18 protein-coding genes and 1 pseudogene are annotated in these 18,743 nt (G+C 63.9%); 16 read left to right on the top strand and 3 right to left on the bottom strand.

Features of this window, described 5'->3' with window-relative positions; genetic code table 11:
* Positions 1 to 12: 12 nt before the first annotated feature.
* Entirely contained in the window at positions 13 to 885 is an 873-nt protein-coding gene (locus J2S53_RS06905) for an IS5 family transposase (RefSeq protein WP_456240298.1), read from the bottom strand.
* 250 nt (positions 886 to 1,135) lie between these two features.
* On the opposite strand from J2S53_RS06905, the gene J2S53_RS06910 reads away from it, so the two are divergent.
* Entirely contained in the window at positions 1,136 to 1,306 is a 171-nt protein-coding gene (locus J2S53_RS06910; RefSeq protein WP_456240299.1) for a hypothetical protein, read from the top strand.
* Between the two features lie 104 nt (positions 1,307 to 1,410).
* Here J2S53_RS06910 and J2S53_RS06915 read toward each other — a convergent pair whose 3' ends face one another.
* A complete protein-coding gene (locus J2S53_RS06915) occupies positions 1,411 to 2,721 on the bottom strand; it encodes an MFS transporter (protein ID WP_456240300.1) in 1,311 nt (436 codons plus the stop codon).
* Between the two features lie 276 nt (positions 2,722 to 2,997).
* A complete protein-coding gene (gene thpD, locus J2S53_RS06920) occupies positions 2,998 to 3,900 on the bottom strand; it encodes an ectoine hydroxylase (RefSeq protein ID WP_456240301.1) in 903 nt (300 codons plus the stop codon).
* Positions 3,901 to 4,163: 263 nt separating this feature from the next.
* Between thpD and J2S53_RS06925 the strand changes: the two genes are divergently transcribed.
* The 15 genes and pseudogenes from J2S53_RS06925 (at position 4,164) to J2S53_RS06995 (ending at position 18,717) form a co-directional block, all read left to right on the top strand.
* Positions 4,164 to 4,739, top strand: a complete 576-nt coding sequence (locus J2S53_RS06925) for a CGNR zinc finger domain-containing protein (RefSeq protein WP_456240302.1) — start codon at positions 4,164 to 4,166, stop codon at positions 4,737 to 4,739.
* 110 nt (positions 4,740 to 4,849) lie between these two features.
* Positions 4,850 to 5,830 carry a LuxR C-terminal-related transcriptional regulator gene (locus tag J2S53_RS06930; protein ID WP_456240303.1) on the top strand — a complete coding sequence of 327 codons (981 nt, stop codon included), beginning with the start codon at positions 4,850 to 4,852 and terminating at the stop codon, positions 5,828 to 5,830.
* Positions 5,831 to 6,539: 709 nt separating this feature from the next.
* Positions 6,540 to 7,820, top strand: a complete 1,281-nt coding sequence (locus J2S53_RS06935; RefSeq protein ID WP_456240304.1) for a diaminopimelate decarboxylase — start codon at positions 6,540 to 6,542, stop codon at positions 7,818 to 7,820.
* Positions 7,817 to 8,704, top strand: a complete 888-nt coding sequence (locus J2S53_RS06940; RefSeq protein WP_456240305.1) for a 4'-phosphopantetheinyl transferase superfamily protein — start codon at positions 7,817 to 7,819, stop codon at positions 8,702 to 8,704. The genes J2S53_RS06935 and J2S53_RS06940 overlap by 4 nt, the downstream gene beginning before the upstream one ends.
* Complete coding sequence (locus J2S53_RS06945) at positions 8,704 to 10,239, top strand: class I adenylate-forming enzyme family protein (RefSeq protein ID WP_456240306.1); 1,536 nt, start codon at positions 8,704 to 8,706, stop codon at positions 10,237 to 10,239. The genes J2S53_RS06940 and J2S53_RS06945 overlap by 1 nt, the downstream gene beginning before the upstream one ends.
* A gap of 49 nt (positions 10,240 to 10,288) precedes the next feature.
* Positions 10,289 to 10,552, top strand: coding sequence for a phosphopantetheine-binding protein (locus J2S53_RS06950; protein WP_456240307.1), 264 nt, complete (start codon positions 10,289 to 10,291; stop codon positions 10,550 to 10,552).
* Complete coding sequence (ectB, locus tag J2S53_RS06955) at positions 10,549 to 11,811, top strand: diaminobutyrate--2-oxoglutarate transaminase (RefSeq protein WP_456240308.1); 1,263 nt, start codon at positions 10,549 to 10,551, stop codon at positions 11,809 to 11,811. The genes J2S53_RS06950 and ectB overlap by 4 nt, the downstream gene beginning before the upstream one ends.
* Positions 11,812 to 11,851: 40 nt before the next feature.
* Positions 11,852 to 12,391, top strand: coding sequence for a diaminobutyrate acetyltransferase (ectA, locus tag J2S53_RS06960; RefSeq protein WP_456240309.1), 540 nt, complete (start codon positions 11,852 to 11,854; stop codon positions 12,389 to 12,391).
* A gap of 45 nt (positions 12,392 to 12,436) precedes the next feature.
* Positions 12,437 to 13,642: a cytochrome P450 gene (locus tag J2S53_RS06965; protein WP_456240310.1), complete on the top strand. Its 1,206-nt coding sequence runs from the start codon at positions 12,437 to 12,439 to the stop codon at positions 13,640 to 13,642.
* Between the two features lie 20 nt (positions 13,643 to 13,662).
* Positions 13,663 to 13,860 (top strand): ferredoxin, encoded by a 198-nt coding sequence (locus J2S53_RS06970; protein ID WP_456240311.1) that lies wholly within the window; start codon positions 13,663 to 13,665, stop codon positions 13,858 to 13,860.
* The gene (locus J2S53_RS06975; protein ID WP_456240312.1) at positions 13,857 to 15,077 is read left to right on the top strand and encodes an NAD(P)/FAD-dependent oxidoreductase; all 1,221 of its coding nucleotides are present in this window, start codon (positions 13,857 to 13,859) and stop codon (positions 15,075 to 15,077) included. Before J2S53_RS06970 ends, J2S53_RS06975 begins: the two co-directional genes overlap by 4 nt.
* A 42-nt stretch (positions 15,078 to 15,119) precedes the next feature.
* Positions 15,120 to 15,530, top strand: coding sequence for an ectoine synthase (locus tag J2S53_RS06980; protein ID WP_456240313.1), 411 nt, complete (start codon positions 15,120 to 15,122; stop codon positions 15,528 to 15,530).
* A 147-nt stretch (positions 15,531 to 15,677) separates the two neighbouring features.
* Positions 15,678 to 16,658, top strand: coding sequence for an LLM class F420-dependent oxidoreductase (locus tag J2S53_RS06985; protein ID WP_456240314.1), 981 nt, complete (start codon positions 15,678 to 15,680; stop codon positions 16,656 to 16,658).
* A 51-nt stretch (positions 16,659 to 16,709) separates the two neighbouring features.
* Positions 16,710 to 16,966, top strand: a pseudogene (locus J2S53_RS06990) (hypothetical protein); the annotation flags it as partial.
* A 404-nt stretch (positions 16,967 to 17,370) separates the two neighbouring features.
* On the top strand, positions 17,371 to 18,717 hold the full coding sequence (locus tag J2S53_RS06995) for an aspartate kinase (protein ID WP_456240315.1): 1,347 nt from the start codon (positions 17,371 to 17,373) through the stop codon (positions 18,715 to 18,717).
* Positions 18,718 to 18,743 lie beyond the last annotated feature (26 nt).

The following is an 18,743-nucleotide window of genomic DNA, read 5'->3' on the forward strand; positions in this document are numbered from 1 at the left end:
CTGTTCCTGAACTTAGGTGAGGCGTTTGCTGGTGGTGTGGATCATGGCCCAGCGGACCATGGCTTCGTGGTGTTCGGGGAGTCGTTCGTAGTCGCGGACGCAACGGCGATGTTGGGCGATCCAGGACAGTGTTCGTTCGACGACCCAGCGTCTGGGAAGGACGACGAACCCGGTTTGGCCTGCGATTTTCGTGACGATGGTGATCGTGATTCCGAACAGGGTCCTCGCCCAGTCGAGAAGACTTCCGGTGTAGCCGCCGACGGCCCACAGGTGCCGGACTGTCGGACAGAGGTAGCGCAGCCGCGCCAGCAAGTTCCGCGCGGCGGTGCGATCCTGAACGCTGGCCGGGGTGACCAGGAAACACAGCACCAACCCGAGAGTATCCACGGCTAGATGGCGTTTGCGGCCATCGACGCGCTTACCGGCATCGAATCCCCGGGTGTCGCCGGTGACGGTCTCGGCGGCTCTCACCGAGGCGGAATCGATGCTGCCCGCGATCGGGGCGGCTGTGCGGCCTTCGACAAGCCGGACGCGGTCACGCAACCCATCGAGCAGATCGTGGGTGATGCCCGCCTGTTCCCACTCGGAGAAGTGGTTGTACACGGTGGACCAGGACGGGAAATCCGCCGGTAACGCACGCCATTTGATCCCGTTGTCGACCACGTACGCAGATCGCGTCGACGATCTCACGGCGACAGCGCTTCGCCCGGCGACCACCCCCGCCCGGCTAGCCAAGCTGGGACGGGCAACAAAGGCTCGATCAACGCCCATTGAGCGTCGGTGGTGTCCGACGGATAACGCCGTGACCCGGAAGAAAGCTGGTGCGTGGTGGTCAGCAAGCAGCACGATCCACCCCGCGCGCCAACGATCGCCGAACTCGGGCACGATGACACCCGGGACTCCTCGGTAGGACGGTTGACTAGACACCACCCGATCTACCAGGAGTCCCTTCTCATCCCGCCATGACCCCGAACACCAACATCAGTTCAGGAACAGGCTCTGAGTGAGCTGGTGGATGTGACAGTCCCGGTCGAGAGTGAGAACAGTCTCCAGCATGGTTGCCCGCGGTGTCGAAGAGTGCGTCACGATCGACAATTTCCCGGTTCATCACCGCGTCTGTGGGGATTACGTTCACGTGAAGAGCGGACGCATCGACAGTCCCGCCGCGATGAACAGCTCGTGCCTACAGCACGCCGACCCCCACCTGGCGCTGCTGACCAACATGGAACACTCCCCGTTCTCCGAATGCATCCCCGACCACCGCGACCTCGAACCACTCCATGTCGAACTCGCTTCGGAAGGCTGATGGGGAGAAAATGACGAGTCCATCCACGAGGACACTAACGAGTGATCTCATGCGTTAGCTAGCGTCCATTCTGCACGGTCTCCCGCGCTCTCCGATCGGGCCGACTATGCGGTGAGAACGCCGCGGTTGTGGCGGAGAATCCACCCGACGAGAGCGAGAACGGCCCCTGCGATAATGGCCGTCTCGGCGATCGATCCGTTGGCTGCGTACATGCCACCGAACCCGGCCACTCCCAGAGCTGCACCCACCGCGAGGCTGGTTTCCTGGAGGGCTGCGGCACGCGCGACGTCCCTGGGTCCGACGCTCCCAAGCAGGTATGCGTCGCCGGACGCCATGGTGACTCCCACTCCCAGGCCGATCAGGAAGCTGGCAGGCCACACGCTGGTGAAAGCGGCTGCGAGAAGCCCGACGGCGCACGTGGCCAAGCTGACCTGCACGAGGTGCACCGGGGAAAACCGGGATTGCAGCTTGTGGAAGGCGAACCCGCCGAGCGAGACCCACAAAGCCAGAACAGAGACCGGCACGATGGACAGCACTGAGCTGGCCTCTACGCTGAGAAGGAAGATCGATCCGGTGTAGCACGCAGAACCGAAGACGAGCGCGAGCGAACAGGCACCCACTCGGGAGAAGCTGAGCATGCGCACATCGATCAGCGGGTCGCTGGAGCGGAATTGACGTATGCAGAACACCGCCAGGATCGCACATCCGGCGCTCGTCGCCAGTACTCGTACAAATCCCACGCCATGGCTCTGCAGGCCTCCCACAAAGAGCCCGAATCCGAGAAGAGCCAGGACCGACGACGCGACGTCGATCTTCGTCGACATGGCTTGCCGCAACGTGATACCGCGCAACAACAGGGTCGTGAGCGATCCACACGTCAGGGCGACCACGGCAGGCAGCCAGAACAGCAAGGTGTATGCGCCGATGTCGACGAACACCCGGCCGAGCAATGGCCCCGTACCGGCTCCGATGCTGTATGTGGTGATCCACAGGGAATAGCCCAGCGTGCGCTCGGTGGTCTCCGGGAGACCACCGATAACCGAGGCGACGCTGGAGACGACCAACGCGTAGCCGAAACCCTGCACGAACCGGGTCGCTGTCCACGTCGCGGGTGAATCCAGTAGAGCAGGACCAGCGCTGGCGATCCCGAACACGAAGAGCCCAACCGACAACGTGACGCCAGGGCCCATTCGGGCACCAAGTCGGGATCCGAGAACGACACTCGCGGCAAGGGCGATCGTGTACCCGTCGATGAACCAGAGACGCCACGAATCGGTCAGCACCGGCAGGTCGTAGGCGACAGAGTTGAACAGTGTGGAGTCCACACCGCCGAGGAATATGGGAATCAGAAGCAGCGGAAACAGAATCTTCTTGGGCACGGTGGGCCGTGCTGAAGCAAGAGTGATTCCCGTCATTGGCGGACCTTCTGTCGGTAGGAATTCTGTGGCGATCACGAGAGAAGAGAGGGCAAGCCGACGTAATCCGGCGGCACCGTCGAGCTAGCCGTCCACCTCCGAGCCCGGCGTGGCGCACGATAGACATGCGCCACGTCGAGGCCGGATGTGGACGACATGAGCCTTCAACTCTGACATGGAACCACCATAGCCAGTTCCGCGCCTCCAGTGGCAACCGGCCACGTCGGAGCATCGCGGCGAAGTGCTGGCGCACGCGCTTTGTCGACCACGTGGACGCTATGTGGACGACACGGACGGGAACTCGCGGTTGCTGATGTGCTGCGGACGCGGTTTGACTGCGGCGAATGGGGCTTCCAGCGTGTTCTCCACGCTGTTGTAGACGATGAAGATGTTGGAGCGCGCGAACGGTGAGAGGTTCCCGTTGGAGCCGTGCAGCATGTTCGAGTCGAACATCACCGCGGACCCGGCGTCGCCGGTGATCTGCGCGATCCCGTGCTCGTCGGCCATGCGCGTGAGGTGCCGGTGATCCGGAGAGCCGACGCTGGGGCTGGCCACTTGCAGTGACTCCTTGTGATAATCCGGCGGCGTCTCGCCGATCGTGGGAAAGAACAACTTGTGGCTGCCAGGGATGACCATGAGTGGGCCGTTGAACGGGAAGTTCGCGGTCAGCGAGATCGAGAGGCTGAACGCGCGCGGCTGCGGCATGCCATCCTCCGAATGCCACGTCTCAAAATCAGAGTGCCAGTGGAACGGGGCGCCGCCGAATCCAGGCTTGTAGTTGACCCGGCTCTGGTGGATGTACACCTCGGAGCCGAGCACCTGGCGGGCGATGTCGGTGAGTCGGGGCGAGTGAAGCAGTTCGGCGAAGAGCTCGCTGACCTTCTCGACCTCGAAAAGGGATCGCATCTGATCGGAATCCGGCTCCAGGACTGCGCGCTCGCTCGCGCGCACCGCCGGATCCTCGCTGAGCCGCTTGACCTCTGCGAGATAGGTCTGCACCTCCTCGTCGGACAGCAATTCGTCGAGGACCAGGTAACCGTTGGACTCGTAATGGTCCAGCTGCTCCTTGTCGAGCGGGGTCAGGGCCTCTCCCCACACTGTCGGATCGATTCGCGACTGAGGAACGGATTCACCGGTGATTCGGGTCGGATACAGGTCAGTGCGCACGGTGGCAGTCATATGACGGTCTCCTTCACAGAATAATGTCGATGGAAATGGCCATGCTCGGTCTTGCATCGCTCGTCTCGGGCTGGTCGTGCTCCGGCGTTGCTGATTCTGCGAGCTCCGGCGTGGCGAAGGAAGTGAGAGCGCGCGGACTGAATCGGCCCTGACCTAATCAGGCCCGTTGTCGGATCAGGCCGTCGTCGCTCCGCGCCGGGACGCTGCAGGACGTTCTCTGCTGTTGCACTTGCGCTTCACGCGGAACCGTCTATGATGGTTCTATGTCGGCCAGAGCATTTCCTGAATTCCGCCTGGGCAAGGTGTTGGCGACCAGCTTCACGGCGACTCTGACGGAACGATGCGGCGAGCCAGTGGAGCGCATCCCCGCGCCGTCCCGCCTCGTGGATTGGTTGGCGGTCTGGGGACTCATGGTCGACTCCTGCACCGAAACTCAGCTCGACCACGCTCGAGAGCTACGGGAGACAATCCATGCGGCCGTCACAGCAGCCGGCAATCAGAAGCCTGTTCCCTTCTGGGCTGTCCAGGGCATCAACGACTACAGCGTCGGCGGACAGGCCTCGGCGATCTTGACGTCCGAGGGCAGCCGCGAGTGGCGCCTGGGCTCTGCCTCCGTGGAAGACGCGCTCAGCGTGATCGCTGCCGACGCGATCAGCATCCTTGCAGGAGAGCGCCACGGACGGATCGCCTTGTGCGCGTCACCGACGTGCCAGGCCGCGTTTTTCGACACCAGTCGAAGTGGCACACGGAGATGGTGCGAGATGAACACGTGTGGGAACCGCGAGAAGAAGTCACGCTTCTTCGCTAACAAGCGCAACAACTCGAGTCCGGTCGGCTGACCACCATTGCCGGTGCGCCGCACTGTCCAAAGCGGACAGTGCCCGTTTAGCAATCTGGTCGATGGTGCGCGCGGTCGTCATACGTCGCACAACATTTCGGAGATGATTGCATGCTCGGCGTTCTGAAGATGGACACCACGGTCAAGACTGTCTACCGCGAGATGCTGGCGCACCCACAGAACGGTGTGGTCGATCTGATGCGCCGCCTCGAGCTGAGCGAGAAGTCGGTCCGCGCAGCGCTCGACACGCTCGGTGAGCTGGCTCTAGTGAGGCATTCTCCCGAAGATGCCCAGAGCTATCGCGTGGTCGACCCGTCGCTGGCCGCACAGATCCTGCTGGCCACGCAACGGGCCGAGTTCGCAGCGCAGGAGCAGCGTTTGCGGGAAGCTCAGGCCATCGCCGCGCAGCTCAAGTCAGAGTTCACGCTGGAAGGCGTCGGACACGACTCGCATCGTCTGACAGGGATCGACAGCATCCGCGAATACCTGTCGGCGCTGTGCAACGATGTCGAGAACGAGCTGTTGACGTTCGCCCCGGGTGGAGCCCAGACGGCGACCAATCTGCACAGTTCACGGCCGCTCGCCGAGAACCTCCTGGAGCGGGGCGTGCAGATACGCACGGTGTACCTCGACAGCGTCCGCAACGATCCGCCCACGGTGGCGCACGCCGACTGGCTAGCCGCGCGTGGCGGGCAGGTAAGCACCGCCCCGTCGCTGCCGAACCGCATGATCATCTGTGACAGGCGAATCGCCATCGTCGCCGTCGACCCCGACGACACGGCCGCGGCGGCAGTGGTCCTGGAGACTGCAGGAGTGGTCTCGTCGCTGCACGCCCTGTTCGAGAGCGTCTGGCAGTCGGCCTCGTCGATGGGCACGACCGCACCTGCCGAGGCCTCGAGCCTGAGCCCGCAGCAGATGGAGACCTTGCGGCTCTTATCTCTGGGACACACCGACGACTACGTCGCGAAGCGGCTGGGCGTCTCGACTCGCACGGCACGTCGCATCGCCACGAAGATCATGGAGCACCTCGGCGCGAGGAGTCGCTTCCAGGCCGGTGTGAAGGCGACCACAAGGGGATTCATTCGGTCTTGATCGTCAGTGCAGTCGCCGGTCGACAAGCAGCCGAAGGGACTCGACTATTCGAACGGAACTTCCTCATGTATCTCGTACATCTCACTATCACGACCGCAGGCGACATCGCCCTGCCTGCTGAGATCAAACAGATGCTCGCGACTACCGCACCGGACGCTCTCGAACACGTTAGCCTGCATCTCCAGGCGAGGCCGCACCCTGTGATCAGCCTCTTTCTCCGCGCTGTCTCTCTGCAGGAGGCCGAGACGATGGCGAGGCAAATCTGGGAATGCGCTGTCGACGCAATACCCCAGTTGTCCGAATGGTCGCTTCTACGTGCTGAAGTTCCGCTTATTCCCTGCGAAGACGTAGAATGAGGTCACAGGTCGGCCGCCGAATTAGTGCTGCGTGCCGATCACAGTTCCGCCAAGCAGGTCATATTCACTCCCCTGCTTGGCGGAACTGATGTGCGCGAGTGCAGAACAATACTGCTGATCATTCGCCTCATCGCCAGAATCTGCAATCCGACAACAGTCCTGAATGGGCCAGGACCGGTTCAGGCCAGTTCTCGCTCTTCCTTCGCAGCACAGGAACTCGCATAATCGGAATCTCTGAAACACGCTGGCGAGGAGACGAGCGATGACTTACAGGACATTCTCCCCACGTATCCCACTAGCAACGGAGCGAACTGCATGCCGTTTACTCGACGACGGCGGATGGCAGTGAATTCATGAAAACCGAGACTATCGACATTCAAGGGAATGCAATTTCGGCGCTCGTCGAGGAGTTCGGCACACCGCTGTTCGTCTACGACGCAGACGTCATGGAACGCACTTATCACGAACTGCGTGACTTTCTCCCCGTCGGCGCCGACATCTTCTACTCGCTCAAGGCGAATCCGAACGTGAGTGTCTGCGCAATGCTGAACTCGTTGGGTACCGGAGCTGAGGTCTCCTCCTACACCGAACTCGTCACCGCGCTGCGAGCCGGGGTCGCGCCCCGGGACGTCATCTTCCTCGGCCCTGGCAAGGACGAGCAGGAGCTCGCCGCGTGCATCGAGTCAGGTATCCACGCGATCGTCTGCGAATCACTGGACGAGCTCGACCTGCTGGACTCGCTGCTGGCGACGGCCGGACGGAACGAATTCCCGGTGCTGATGAGGATCAACCCCGCTTTCGGCAGCAAGGGATCAGGCTTGGCCATGGGAGGCAAGCCTCGGCAGTTCGGCATCGACGAAGTCGAACTACGCGACTCAAAGAGTCGGCTCGCAGCCCTGCAGAACATCCGAGTGAAGGGCGTGCACGCCTACATGGGCACGCGCTTCCTGAACCACGAGGACGTCGTCCACAACACCCGGCAGATCCTCGCTACCGCGGAGGAACTGGCTGGAGTGCTCGGTTTCCCTCTGGAGACCGTGGACTTCGGCGGCGGCCTCGGCGTCGCCTACTTCGACAACGAGAACGACGTGGAACTCGCCGCGCTGGGTACCGGACTGACCGACGTCCTCTCCACTTTCTCCGCGCGCAACCCCCGGTGCCGGATGATCATGGAGTTGGGCCGGTTCCTCACGGCCATGGCAGGCACGTACATCGTCCGGGCCCGCTACGTGAAGGACTCCATGGGCGAAAAGTTCGTGGTCGCCGACGGCGGCACCAACCACCACATGGCGGCCGTGGGAGTCGGAAGCTTCGTCAAGCGCAACTTCCCGATCCGACACCTGAGCAACACCGGAGCGCTGCGGACCTACACGGTGACCGGACCGCTGTGCACGCCCAACGACGTGGTCGGAAAGAAGGTCCAACTACCGGAAGTGCGGCCCGGGGACCTGCTGGCGGTGGAGCGGTCTGGTGCCTACGGGCCCACTGCGTCGCCCGGGCTCTTCCTCAGCCACGGATTCCCAGCCGAGGTGTTGGTGCACGGCGGGCAGCCCCATCTGGTCCGGGAACGCGACAGCGTCGAGGACCTGCTGGCCAAGCAGCACCTCGTCGATTTCCACCCGGCATTCCGATGAGCACCGCAGCACGTCGGGCCGCCCGGGTCGGAGTGGACGTCCTCGACCGCGCAGAACTCCATCGCCTGCTCGAACGCCCTTGGTTTCTGCGCTTCGGCTTCGCCCCGAAGGAACTCGCCCATGCCGAGACCTTAGGTGCCGAACGGCGCCTGGAGTTCCTGGCCGGCCGGTTCGCCGCGAAAGAAGCCGTTCTCAAGACCCTGGGAATCGGCTTCCTCCAGGGAGTGGCACCGCGGGAGATATGCGTCGAGCACGCACCTCATGGTGGTCCTGTCGTCCATTTTCAAGGGCGGGCCGCTGAACTGTCTCAGGGCTCCGTCGCGGTGTCGATCACCCACAAACAGAACGTCGTTGCCGCAGTCGCCGTCAGCCTTATCGCGAATGCCGATGCAGCAGCTAGGAACGGCCGACCAGAACCGACTGAGTCAAAGGAGCCTGACGCCGTGTCGCCTCCGAGCACCACCACGACCGCTCAGACCACAGCCTTCCTCCGCGTGCGGATCGGTCAGGAAGAGGCCCACTACGGGGGTGATCTGGTGGATGGCGCCCGCATCCTGCGGATGTTCGGCGATCTGGTCACCGAGATCACTATCCGCACCGATGGCGACGAGGGCATGCTGTCCCAGTACAACGACCTCCGCTTCACCGCACCAGTGAAACCCGGCGACTACATCGAGGCCCGCGCGCGACTGGTGCGACAGACCAGACTGCGCCGAGTCGTCGAGCTCGAGGCGCACAAGGTGCTCAGCGCTCGCCCAGAAGCAGGAGAGAGCGCCGTCGCCGTCCTCGACGCGCCCCAACTCGTGTGCGCCGCCACCGCCATCACTGTCGTGCCTCACCGCAGGACGGACACAGCACGCACCCTCATCGCCGAGGAGAACTGATGAGCCGCACAGCACAGCTGCTGCACGGACTTCTGGACGCGGCGGCCGACCGTAGCCCTCAATCCACCGCGTTGAGCTCGCGAAACCACAGCCTGACTTACCAGGAACTCGCCACAGCGAGCACAACCATGGCCGCTCTCCTGCAGCGCGAAGGACTGCGGCGTGGCGACCGGATCGTCGTCACCGCAGCCGACGGAATCGGCATCACCATGCTGGTCTACGCGGCCTCCCGGCTGGGTGCCGTCTTCAGCGTGCTGCACGAACAGGCACGCGGCGGACCACTCGAGCACGTGCTGCGCGATTGCGAACCCACACTGTTGGTGTCCGACGACCCCGAAGCAGGGCGGACTGCCGCCGAGCAGTCCGTACCGTTCCTCGACCTCGACGAGCTCGTTACGACAGCGCTCGACACAGGGAGCACACCCACGCCCACCGGCCAGAACGTCCTGGCCGTGGATCCCGTCAGCCTGATCTACACCTCCGGGACCACCTCGCTGCCCAAGGCAGTGGTCAGTACTCATCAGCAGGTTCTCTTCGCCGTGTCCGCGATCCAGGAGTGCCTGGAGTATCGGGGCGACGACGTCGTGTACTGTCCGCTGCCGCTCTCCTTCGACTACGGCCTCTACCAAATCTACCTGGCAGCCCTGAGCGGTGCCCGCCTGCACCTGGGCACTGTCGCCGAGTCCGGTCCACCGCTGCTGCGCAGCCTGGAAGACGTCGGAGCGACCGTGCTGCCCTCGATGCCCTCCATCGCGGATCGGCTCGCCTGGCTGCTCAACCGCAGCAGCGAGGGACCGAGCCGGCTGCGCCTGCTCACCAACACCGGAGCGGCGTTGTCCGAAACCACCATGTCCGCGCTGCGCGCCGTGCTCCCTCATCTGCGGATCCAGGTCATGTACGGGCTCACGGAGTGCAAACGCACGGCGATCATGCCGCCGGACGGCGACCTCGACCACCCGGGCTCATGTGGATTGCCGCTGCCCGGCACCGAGGTCGTCGTCGTCGACGACGGCGGGAACCGGCTGCCTCCCGGCGAGATCGGCCAGTTCGTCGTGCGCGGTCCGAACGTCATGACCGGCTACTGGCGGCGTCCCGAGCTGACCGCCGAGCGCTTCCCCCGCACGGAGGGACTGTTCCCCGAGCTGCGCACCGGCGACTACGGCTGGCAGGACGACGAGGGTTATCTCTACTTCTCCGGCCGCCACGACGACCTCTACAAGGAACAGGGATTCCGGCTCAGCACCACCGAGGTCGAGGCCGCCGCGATCGGCGTCGACGGGGTGACCTCGGCCACGGTCCTGCCGCCCGAAGGTAAGCAAACCGCGCTCCTCGTGGTGGTCGCCGACATCACCGCCGACGAGGTGCGCGAGCGCATGCGCGACCACATTGAGCCCTTCAAGATCCCGCGGCGCTGCGTTCGCCTCGACACCCTGCCCACCAACAGCAACGGCAAGGTCGACCGCAAGCAGCTGGCCGCTCTGGTCGATCCGACCCCGGCAACATCGGAGCCCTTGCGGGCCCATGTCTCCCACTGATCTCCACGCCCGATCACAGCAATCCTGCACCGAACGAAAGGACATCACCATGGACCGCCAGAACGTCGTCACCGCGCTGGAGGACGCCCTCACCGAGGTGCTGGAGCGACCCGTCACCGGCCTCACCGGTGATGTGAAGCTCTTCGACGACCTGCACCTCGACTCCACGACCATGCTCGAAATGCTCATGGCGCTGGAGGATTCCATCGGCCTGGTCGTCGACCCCGAGGACCTGGACGTCGACGACTTCCTCTCGGTGGAGACCTTCACCGACTTCGTCCTCGCCGCGACGTTCAAGGAGATGACGGCATGACGCTCACTCAGCCCGATTTGAGAGCATTCACGACCCTGGAGTCGGAGGCGCGCAGCTACTGCCGCAGCTGGCCCACCGTGTTTGACCGCGCGCAGGGCAGCCGCATGTACGACGAAGACGGGCACGAGTACCTGGACTTCTTCGCTGGCGCCGGAGCCCTCAACTACGGCCACAACAACGCAGTGTTGAAGCGCGCCCTGCTCGACTACCTGGAACGCGACGGAGTCACTCACGGCCTGGATATGTCGACCATGGCCAAGCGCGCGTTCCTCGAACTCTTCCAGAACACGATCCTGGGTCCACGGCAACTGCCCTACAAGGTCATGTTCCCGGGCCCGACGGGCACCAACGCCGTCGAGTCCGCCCTCAAGCTAGCGCGCAAGGTAACCGGCCGCGAGACGGTCGTTTCTTTCACCAATGGCTTCCACGGCATGTCGCTGGGCTCCCTCGCGGTGACCGGTAACGCGTTCAAACGGGCAGGCGCGGGCGTTCCGCTCGTGCACACCACGACGATGCCCTTCGACAACTACCTGAACGGGACGACACCTGACTTTCTGTGGTTCGAGCGGTTGCTCGAGGACCACGGATCCGGGCTGGACCAGCCGGCCGCGGTGATCGTGGAGACTGTCCAGGGTGAGGGCGGCATCAACGTGGCAAGCCCGCAGTGGCTGCGTGCCCTCGCCGAGCTCTGCCGACGACAAGACATGCTGCTGATCGTTGACGACATCCAGATGGGCTGCGGTCGCACCGGAGCATTTTTCTCATTCGAGGAATCCGGCATCACCCCGGACATCGTCACTGTCTCCAAGTCCATCAGCGGCTACGGATTGCCCATGTCCCTCTGTCTGTTCCGACCAGAACTGGACGTCTGGGAACCGGGCGAACACAACGGCACCTTCCGCGGCAACAACCCCGCGTTCGTCACCGCGGCCGCCGCCCTCGGGACCTACTGGGCCGACGATGAGCTGGAGCGGCAGACCGCGGTACACGCCCTGACCATCGAGGCTGTGCTGCGCGACATCGTCGCCCACCACAGCGGATCCGCCTACCGCGGCCGCGGAATGGCCTGGGGTCTGGAGCTCGACGATCACCGGCACGCCGGCCGCGCCGCCAGTCGGGCCTTCGAACACGGACTACTCGTCGAAACCGCTGGAGCACGTGGCGAGGTCGTCAAGCTGCTTCCCCCACTGACCATCACCACCGACGATCTCGACGACGGACTACACATCGTTCAGCGCGCCGTCGACGAAACGGCATGAGCGCACCCGGCACTGCGGACAGCGAAAGGACTCACTCACCATGACGACCACCGATGTCTCTGCGGCTCGCGCAGACCACGACACTGTCGGAACCAAGCAGGCGGCATTTCGGGCACCGATGCCCCAGGACGCGCACGCCGTGTGGCAACTGGTCGAGAACACTCCCGGCCTGGACTCCAACAGCCGCTACCAATACATGCTGTGGTTCCGGGACTTCACTGACGGTTCGCTGGTCGCGACCGTGGACGACGAGCTAGTCGGCTTCCTCACTGGCTACCGCCGACCCGATGAGCCCGATACCTACTTTGTCTGGCAGACCGCTGTCAACGCGCGCCACGGCATCCCCTTTCTCGGCGTAAAACTCTTCCAGGCCGCAGCCGATCAGCAGGTAACCAATGGCGCCCGGTACGTCGAGGCCACAGTCTCCGCAGAGAACAAGGCGATCATCATGGTGCTGAAGCAGTTCGCCAAGAAACACTCGGCCCCTATCGAGACGCGTGTGCTGTTCCCCAGCAGCCTCTTCTCCGACGGTCACCACGACGAGATCCTCTACCGGATCGGTCCGTTGACCGCTGCCTGACTCCGTCCGCGTTCCTAAAACTGGGTCCGATTGGAGAGATCTGCCATGGCTCGGCAACCCACGACGTCATACCTCGACATCACCGGCGAGCACTTCCGCATGAACTCGGAAGAAGTCCGCAAAGCGCGAACCACACACTGGTACGCGCGAACCGAATGGGGCATCGCCGTCCTGACCTACGAGGACAGCAGCTTCCTGCTGAAGCATCCCCAGCTGACCCAGGGGTCGGCGAAATGGCCGGCTCAACACGGAGTGGTCGGCGGGCGCTTCGACACGTGGTGGCAGAAGACGCTGCTCGTCCTAGAAGGAGACGAACACAACCGGATTCGGCGCCTGGTCAACCCGGCGTTCTCCGCGCGCCAGATAGAACCGATGCACGACCGGTTCCGGTCGCTCGCGGACGAGCTGATCGACGACTGGATCGACCACGGACAGACCGAGTTCGCCAGTGGTTTCGCCGCACCGTATGCGACAAGGATCCTGTGCATGATGCTGGGGATCGCCGAGCACGACTGGAAGAAGATCCACGAGCTCGCGGCCACCATCGGGCTGGGTCTCGGTGTCACCATCAAACAGAACATCGCTTCGATTGACGACGCCGTCGTCGAGCTCACTCGGTACGCGCGGTCCCTAGTCCAGAGTAGGAGAGAGTCACCTCGGAATGACGTCCTCAGCACGTTGGTGGCAACGCGGGACGCCGACGCCGGAAAACTCTCGGACGAGGAGCTGGTCAATCTCGTCATCCTGCTCATCTTCGCGGGGATCGACACTACCCGAAACCAGCTAGCACTGAGTATCGAGTCATTCTCGAAGCAGCCCGACCAATGGGAGAAACTGGCCGCAGATCCTGATCGATACGCCACCAAGGCGGTCGAGGAAGCGCTTCGGGTCAACCCGATCGGCCGATGGATCTCGCGCGAAGCTGCGGAAACCTTCCAGCACCGGGAGCGCACAATCGAGAAGGGTTCGACAGTGCATCTGTTCACCCTGATATCCGCCACCGATCCTGCCGAGTTCGGCAACCCGGACCGCATCGACCTCGAAGTCGAGCGCTCGCCGCATTTCGCGTTCGGTGGCGGGATACACCATTGCCTGGGCCATTTCGTGGCCAGGGCCGACATCGGTGTGGCGCTCTCGGCGATGGCCACGCGCATTACCGACCTGCGCATCGGAGAAGGAGCCGAGTGGCTGCCCGACTCCGGAAACACAGGTGCGGTCACGTTGCCGATCACATTCGCCCAGCGTCACTGAGCTACTTTAGGGAGAACATCGTGAAGATCGTCGTCGACCAAGTAAAGTGCCAGAATCACGGACTGTGCGCGATTTCGGCTCCGGCCAACTTCGCGCTCGACACTGACGGGAAACTCCAGTACCACGAGTCGTTCAATGAAGAGAACATCGACGACATCGAGGACGCTGTCGACTCCTGCCCTCTGCAGGCCATCACTCTGAGTCGTGATGCAGCATGACTGTCGACGGGCCAGTGGTTGGCGTGGTCGGCACCGGTATCGCCGGACTGCAGTCAGCGAACGCGGTACTCGAGCGCAATCCTGATGCCAGGATCGTCATCTTCGGAGACGAGACCCACCGCACCTACAACCGGCCGGGTCTGACAAAGAAGAGGTACCAACTACTGACCTCCGGCACGACCATCACCGACGAACTGAAGGTCGATGGAGCCGCAAGCGACAGCGCGACCTGGCGCCTGGGGACCCGGGTCGAATCCGCCGACCTGTACAACAAGGTCCTGCAACTGAGGACCGGCGAGACATTCGACTACGACAGTCTCGTGATCGCCACAGGTGTACGCCCGCGGATCTCGGCCGAGGACGCCAGGGAGTGCGCGATCCACATGCACAAGACCCTGCGCGATCTCGACGACGCGCATCACATCCACCGTGATCTCCGGACGGGCACAGAACTGACGATCGTGGGTTCCGGATTCGTCGCCTGTGAGTTGGCCTCCCTAGCCACGGAGTACGGCTGTGCCGTCGCCATGCTGGAAGCGCGGCGACGTGGCCCATTCGAGCGCGTTCTGGGTGAACGCATCGCAACGGCGCTCGGGCGTTGGATGACCCGGAACGGCGTCACGTTCCTGACCGGCGATTCCGCGAGGGATCGGCTCTGCAACGGCGATTCCTCGGCGCACTCGGAGCCCTCGTCGGACCGATCTCTGCTCGTCGAGGCGATCGGCAGTGTTCCCAACGTGGAATGGCTGCACGGGAACGGTCTGGATCTGTCCGACGGTGTGCGCGTCGACGAACACATGCGCGTGCCAGAGTGCGCGGACGTGTACGCGGCTGGGGACGTCGCCCGCTACCCCGACCCGTGGACAGCGGAAAGCCTCACGCGCAGGGAGTTCTGGAAGAACGCGATCGACACCGGCGATCTCGCGGGTAGGTCGTTGGCGTCATCCCTGGGGTGCGGATCGAAGATCTCCCACATCAGGTACTTCCCTCTCATGAGCACCGAGGTCTTCGGACTGCGTATCCAGATCGCGGGAAACCCGAAGGCAGCCACCTCCATGGAGGTCGTCCGCGGAGATCTGGACCGGCTGGATCACGGAGTGGTCGTCACGTTCTCGAAGGAGGATCTATTGGTCGGAGTCGCTTATCTGGACAAGGGTGCTCGACTCAACAGCATCTACATCGACCTTGTGAAAACGCTGAAGGCGCATCGGCGCTGATTCGGCTCATGCCGTACATAATTAATAATCAGGAGGATTATCATGCAGGTTCGTAGGCTTTCGGACATCGAGGGCACAGATCGGGACGTCATGGCCGAATCCGGCACCTGGCGGAGCAAGCGCATCCTGCTCGCATCGGACGGGTTCGGTTACTCCGTAGCCGAGACCGTGGTCTATGCCGGCACCGAAACGGACATCTGCTACGCGAACCACGTGGAGGCGGTGTTCTGCATCTCCGGCAAGATGATCCTGGTCGACCGGGACGAGGACGAGGAGCACGTCATCGAACCCGGCACCCTCCACATCCTCGACGATGCCGACAACCACACGATCAAGCCCATCGTCGACAGCACGTTCCTGTGCATCTTCACGCCGCCGCTGACCGGACGTGAGGACCACGACGAGAACGGCGTGTACCCGCTGCTGACCGACGAGATCGTCGAATCGAAGTAGATCATCGCCCATACCGCATTCCCGTTCGGAAAGAGGCGAGGTTCGTGTTCGTTCTGTGGATCGTTCTGCTCAGTGTGAGTGGCCTGGGCGTGCTCCTGGCCGGTGGAGCCGCAGCCTGGGCCCACACCCGAGGTAGGAGGACGACCGATGAGCCGTGACATGCCGCGGTTCAGTGTGGTCGTGGCCGGGCGGGAAGACGATCGCCCGCCCACCGAGGCTCTCGCGGTGGCCCGACTGGCCGACCAGTTGGGTTACCGGCATCTGTGGGTCGGGGAAAGCGGGCCCACCTGGGACGGATTTGCCCTGGCCACCGCGATCGGGCAGGTCACAAACCAAATAGCGATGACCATCGGACCGCTACCGGTATCGCTACGCGACCCGGCCACGATTATCCGTGCCGCGGCCTCGGTCGCCGTCCTGTCCGCACGCCCGATCGGGATCGCGGTGGGCACCTCCAGCACCCGGATCGTGGAGGGGATCCATGACCGCCCCAGAACCCGCCCGGCCACCGTGCTGGCCGAGACCTCTCAGGTCCTGGCTCGATCGCTGCACGAGTCCGATGACCAGGAGCTGCGGGCACACGGGTTTCGGCGGCGGCTTCCCCCACCTGATGGTGGCCTGACCGTGGCGGCCTTCGGCGAGCGGGCGATCGCCGTCGCGGCCCGGTATGCCGACTGGATGCTGCTCGACCTGGTCTCTCCCGAGCAGGTAGCCGGTCTGCGGTGCAAGCTCGACGCCGCTGCGCGGGCCGCCGGTACTCGCCCGCCGCGCTTGGCCGCATGGCTGCCGGTCGCCGTCGACCCCGACGAGGGTGCCTACACCCAAATCCTGGGCAGCATCGCCGGATATCTGACCGTGCGCGGCTACGCCGACATGTTCACTCAGGCCGGTTACGGCCACGCCGTCCATCTCGCCCACACAGGCGCCGACCGCGACCAGCTGATCCAAGCGCTCCCGCAGGAAGCCGCACACGATGTCGGCCTCGTCGGGGACCTGACTACTGTACGCGCCCGCAGCCAGGCTTACCACCAAGCCGGCCTCGACGAGATCGCCATCCTGCCCGCTACCAGAAGCGACCACCACGGCCAACGCACTCTCGGCGCGCTCGCCTCGCCGCACGCGCCATAAACCCGGACGTAACGACGGAAGACGGGGCGAATATGCAGGGAACGCGGCGTCATCCTGGCCACCTTCACCGAGTTCGAGGTCAACCTCCTGCGGGCCAGAACGAAGGAAGGCATGGCCGTAGCCAAAGCCAAAGGAAAGCTGCGCGGCAAACAGCCCGAGCTCTCGACGAAGCAGCAGCGCGAGCTCATGCGCATGTACGGCACTGGCGAGTACACATCGCCGACCTCGCCGAAGTCTTCACCCCAGGCAGTGCCCGCACCACTGGATCACCAGCATGGCCGCCGCACCGCCGTCGACCAGCGAGCTGATCTACGCCGTGCACCAGGATGGCTTCGCCGGGCACATGCTGCGGACTCCGGAAGTCGGCCGTTTCCACCTGCAGTGCGCCCGACTGCCACCACACGGGACTGGCCGCAAGAGCGGATCGAAGCGGAACTGTGCTAACGGCTGGCCATCGGCGATGCACTCAGATCGCGGTTGCGTGACAGGGATACCACCGTTCTGGACATCTACTCCGACCGCAGATCGCGCGTGGTCTGGCAGGCTCAGCAGTTCGCCGACTGGCTGCTGCACCTGATCAACCTCTCCGCCAAGGATTCTGTCTTCACTCATCAGTTGGCCCGCTCTCGGCTCGCCGAGCTGCGCAGGAAACAGAAACGAGCAAGTGGCCCGATGGTTCGCGGAGAACTATGTGGGAATCGAGGAGTGAACGATGAGCCTGTTAATCCAGAAGTTCGGCGGTACCTCGGTGGCGGACTCAGAAGGTCTGCGCAACGCCGCGCGGCGGATTGCCACCGCGCGGGAGGCCGGCCACTCGGTGGTGGCAGTCGTCTCGGCGATGGGCGGGTCCACCGACAACCTGGTCGGCCTAGCGGCCCAGCTCTCACAACGGCCCGCCGATCGGGAACTGGATCTGCTGCTCAGCACCGGAGAACTGGCATCGGCCTCGGCGCTGTCGATCGCACTGTGTGAGGTGGGTGTCAGCGCGGTGTCGTTCACCGGTCATGACGCCGGAATCATCACCGACGGGGTACACGGCCGGGCGCGCATCGTCGACGTCGACCCTTCGTTGCTGAAAATGCATCTCGACGAGGGCACAGTGCCGGTTGTGACCGGCTTCCAGGGGATTTCGAGTACTAGCGGCGAGCTCACAACGCTGGGTCGCGGCGGCTCGGACACCACCGCGGTCGCGCTGACCGCAGCACTGGGCGCAACAGCCTGCGAGATCTACACCGACATCGAGGGCGTGTTCACCGCCGACCCCCGCCATGTACCGGGCGCTTACAAGCTCGACTGCCTTGCCTACGAAGACATGTGTGAGCTCGCCGTCGGCGGTGCGAAGATCCTCGCGCACTCATCGGTGGAATACGCCAGCACTTACCAGGTGCCGGTGCACGTCCGCTCCAGCTTCGGCACCTCCGACGGCACATGGGTGAACAACCACTTCTGCAGGGGTCCGGCGGAGATCTTCAGCGAACGCTTCGTACCCACTGGCGTCGCGCACCAGACTGGACAGTCACACTGCAGACTCGGCGGTGTCGAGGAAGGTACGGCCGCCGCGGTGTTCGCTGCGCTGGCCGACGCCGCCATTCCCTTGGACATGGTCAGCTTCCGCACCCAAGAGGACGCCCTGCTGTTCACCGTGCAGACTGGCGACCAGCCGCGGGTGAGTGGTGTACTCGGCGAAATGCCTCGCAGCGCCTTCACCTCGTGCGACTGGTCGGAGCCGGTTGGCAAGGTCTCCCTGGTCGGGCGGGCGCTCAGCGCGCACCCGCGGATACTGTCGCAGGTGCTGGAGTCCCTGCGCGATAGCGGCATAGTACTTGGCGACGTGGCCGTCTACGCCAAGCGTATTTCGGTGACCTGCCGCGAGGACGCCGTGATCAGTGCGGTCGCGACGTTACACAAGGCGTTCCTGGAGCGACAGCTGGAGAACGCCGGCACCGGATCGGCCAGGCTGGGCTGGCAGGAGTCGAAGGCTCTGCCAGTGCGGAGTCCGGACAAGGCCATGCGTGCGGCCGGGAACACGTTGGTGCGGACTGCGAAACGAGCGAACTGATCGACACACCCTGATCACTATCAGGT

Source organism: Actinopolyspora lacussalsi, assembly GCA_030803735.1.
GTDB lineage: Bacteria > Actinomycetota > Actinomycetes > Mycobacteriales > Pseudonocardiaceae > Actinopolyspora > Actinopolyspora lacussalsi.

Bases quoted from the DNA above. Each gene is read 5' to 3' on its own strand.
- J2S53_RS06915 (WP_456240300.1), bottom strand. From the start codon at position 2,721: ATGACGGGAATCACTCTTGCTTCAGCACGGCCCACCGTGCCCAAGAAG.
- thpD (WP_456240301.1), bottom strand. From the start codon at position 3,900: ATGACTGCCACCGTGCGCACTGACCTGTATCCGACCCGAATCACCGGT.
- J2S53_RS06925 (WP_456240302.1), top strand. From the start codon at position 4,164: ATGTCGGCCAGAGCATTTCCTGAATTCCGCCTGGGCAAGGTGTTGGCG.
- J2S53_RS06930 (WP_456240303.1), top strand. From the start codon at position 4,850: ATGCTCGGCGTTCTGAAGATGGACACCACGGTCAAGACTGTCTACCGC.
- J2S53_RS06935 (WP_456240304.1), top strand. From the start codon at position 6,540: ATGAAAACCGAGACTATCGACATTCAAGGGAATGCAATTTCGGCGCTC.
- J2S53_RS06940 (WP_456240305.1), top strand. From the start codon at position 7,817: ATGAGCACCGCAGCACGTCGGGCCGCCCGGGTCGGAGTGGACGTCCTC.
- J2S53_RS06945 (WP_456240306.1), top strand. From the start codon at position 8,704: ATGAGCCGCACAGCACAGCTGCTGCACGGACTTCTGGACGCGGCGGCC.
- J2S53_RS06950 (WP_456240307.1), top strand. From the start codon at position 10,289: ATGGACCGCCAGAACGTCGTCACCGCGCTGGAGGACGCCCTCACCGAG.
- ectB (WP_456240308.1), top strand. From the start codon at position 10,549: ATGACGCTCACTCAGCCCGATTTGAGAGCATTCACGACCCTGGAGTCG.
- ectA (WP_456240309.1), top strand. From the start codon at position 11,852: ATGACGACCACCGATGTCTCTGCGGCTCGCGCAGACCACGACACTGTC.
- J2S53_RS06965 (WP_456240310.1), top strand. From the start codon at position 12,437: ATGGCTCGGCAACCCACGACGTCATACCTCGACATCACCGGCGAGCAC.
- J2S53_RS06975 (WP_456240312.1), top strand. From the start codon at position 13,857: ATGACTGTCGACGGGCCAGTGGTTGGCGTGGTCGGCACCGGTATCGCC.
- J2S53_RS06980 (WP_456240313.1), top strand. From the start codon at position 15,120: ATGCAGGTTCGTAGGCTTTCGGACATCGAGGGCACAGATCGGGACGTC.
- J2S53_RS06985 (WP_456240314.1), top strand. From the start codon at position 15,678: ATGAGCCGTGACATGCCGCGGTTCAGTGTGGTCGTGGCCGGGCGGGAA.
- J2S53_RS06995 (WP_456240315.1), top strand. From the start codon at position 17,371: ATGAGCCTGTTAATCCAGAAGTTCGGCGGTACCTCGGTGGCGGACTCA.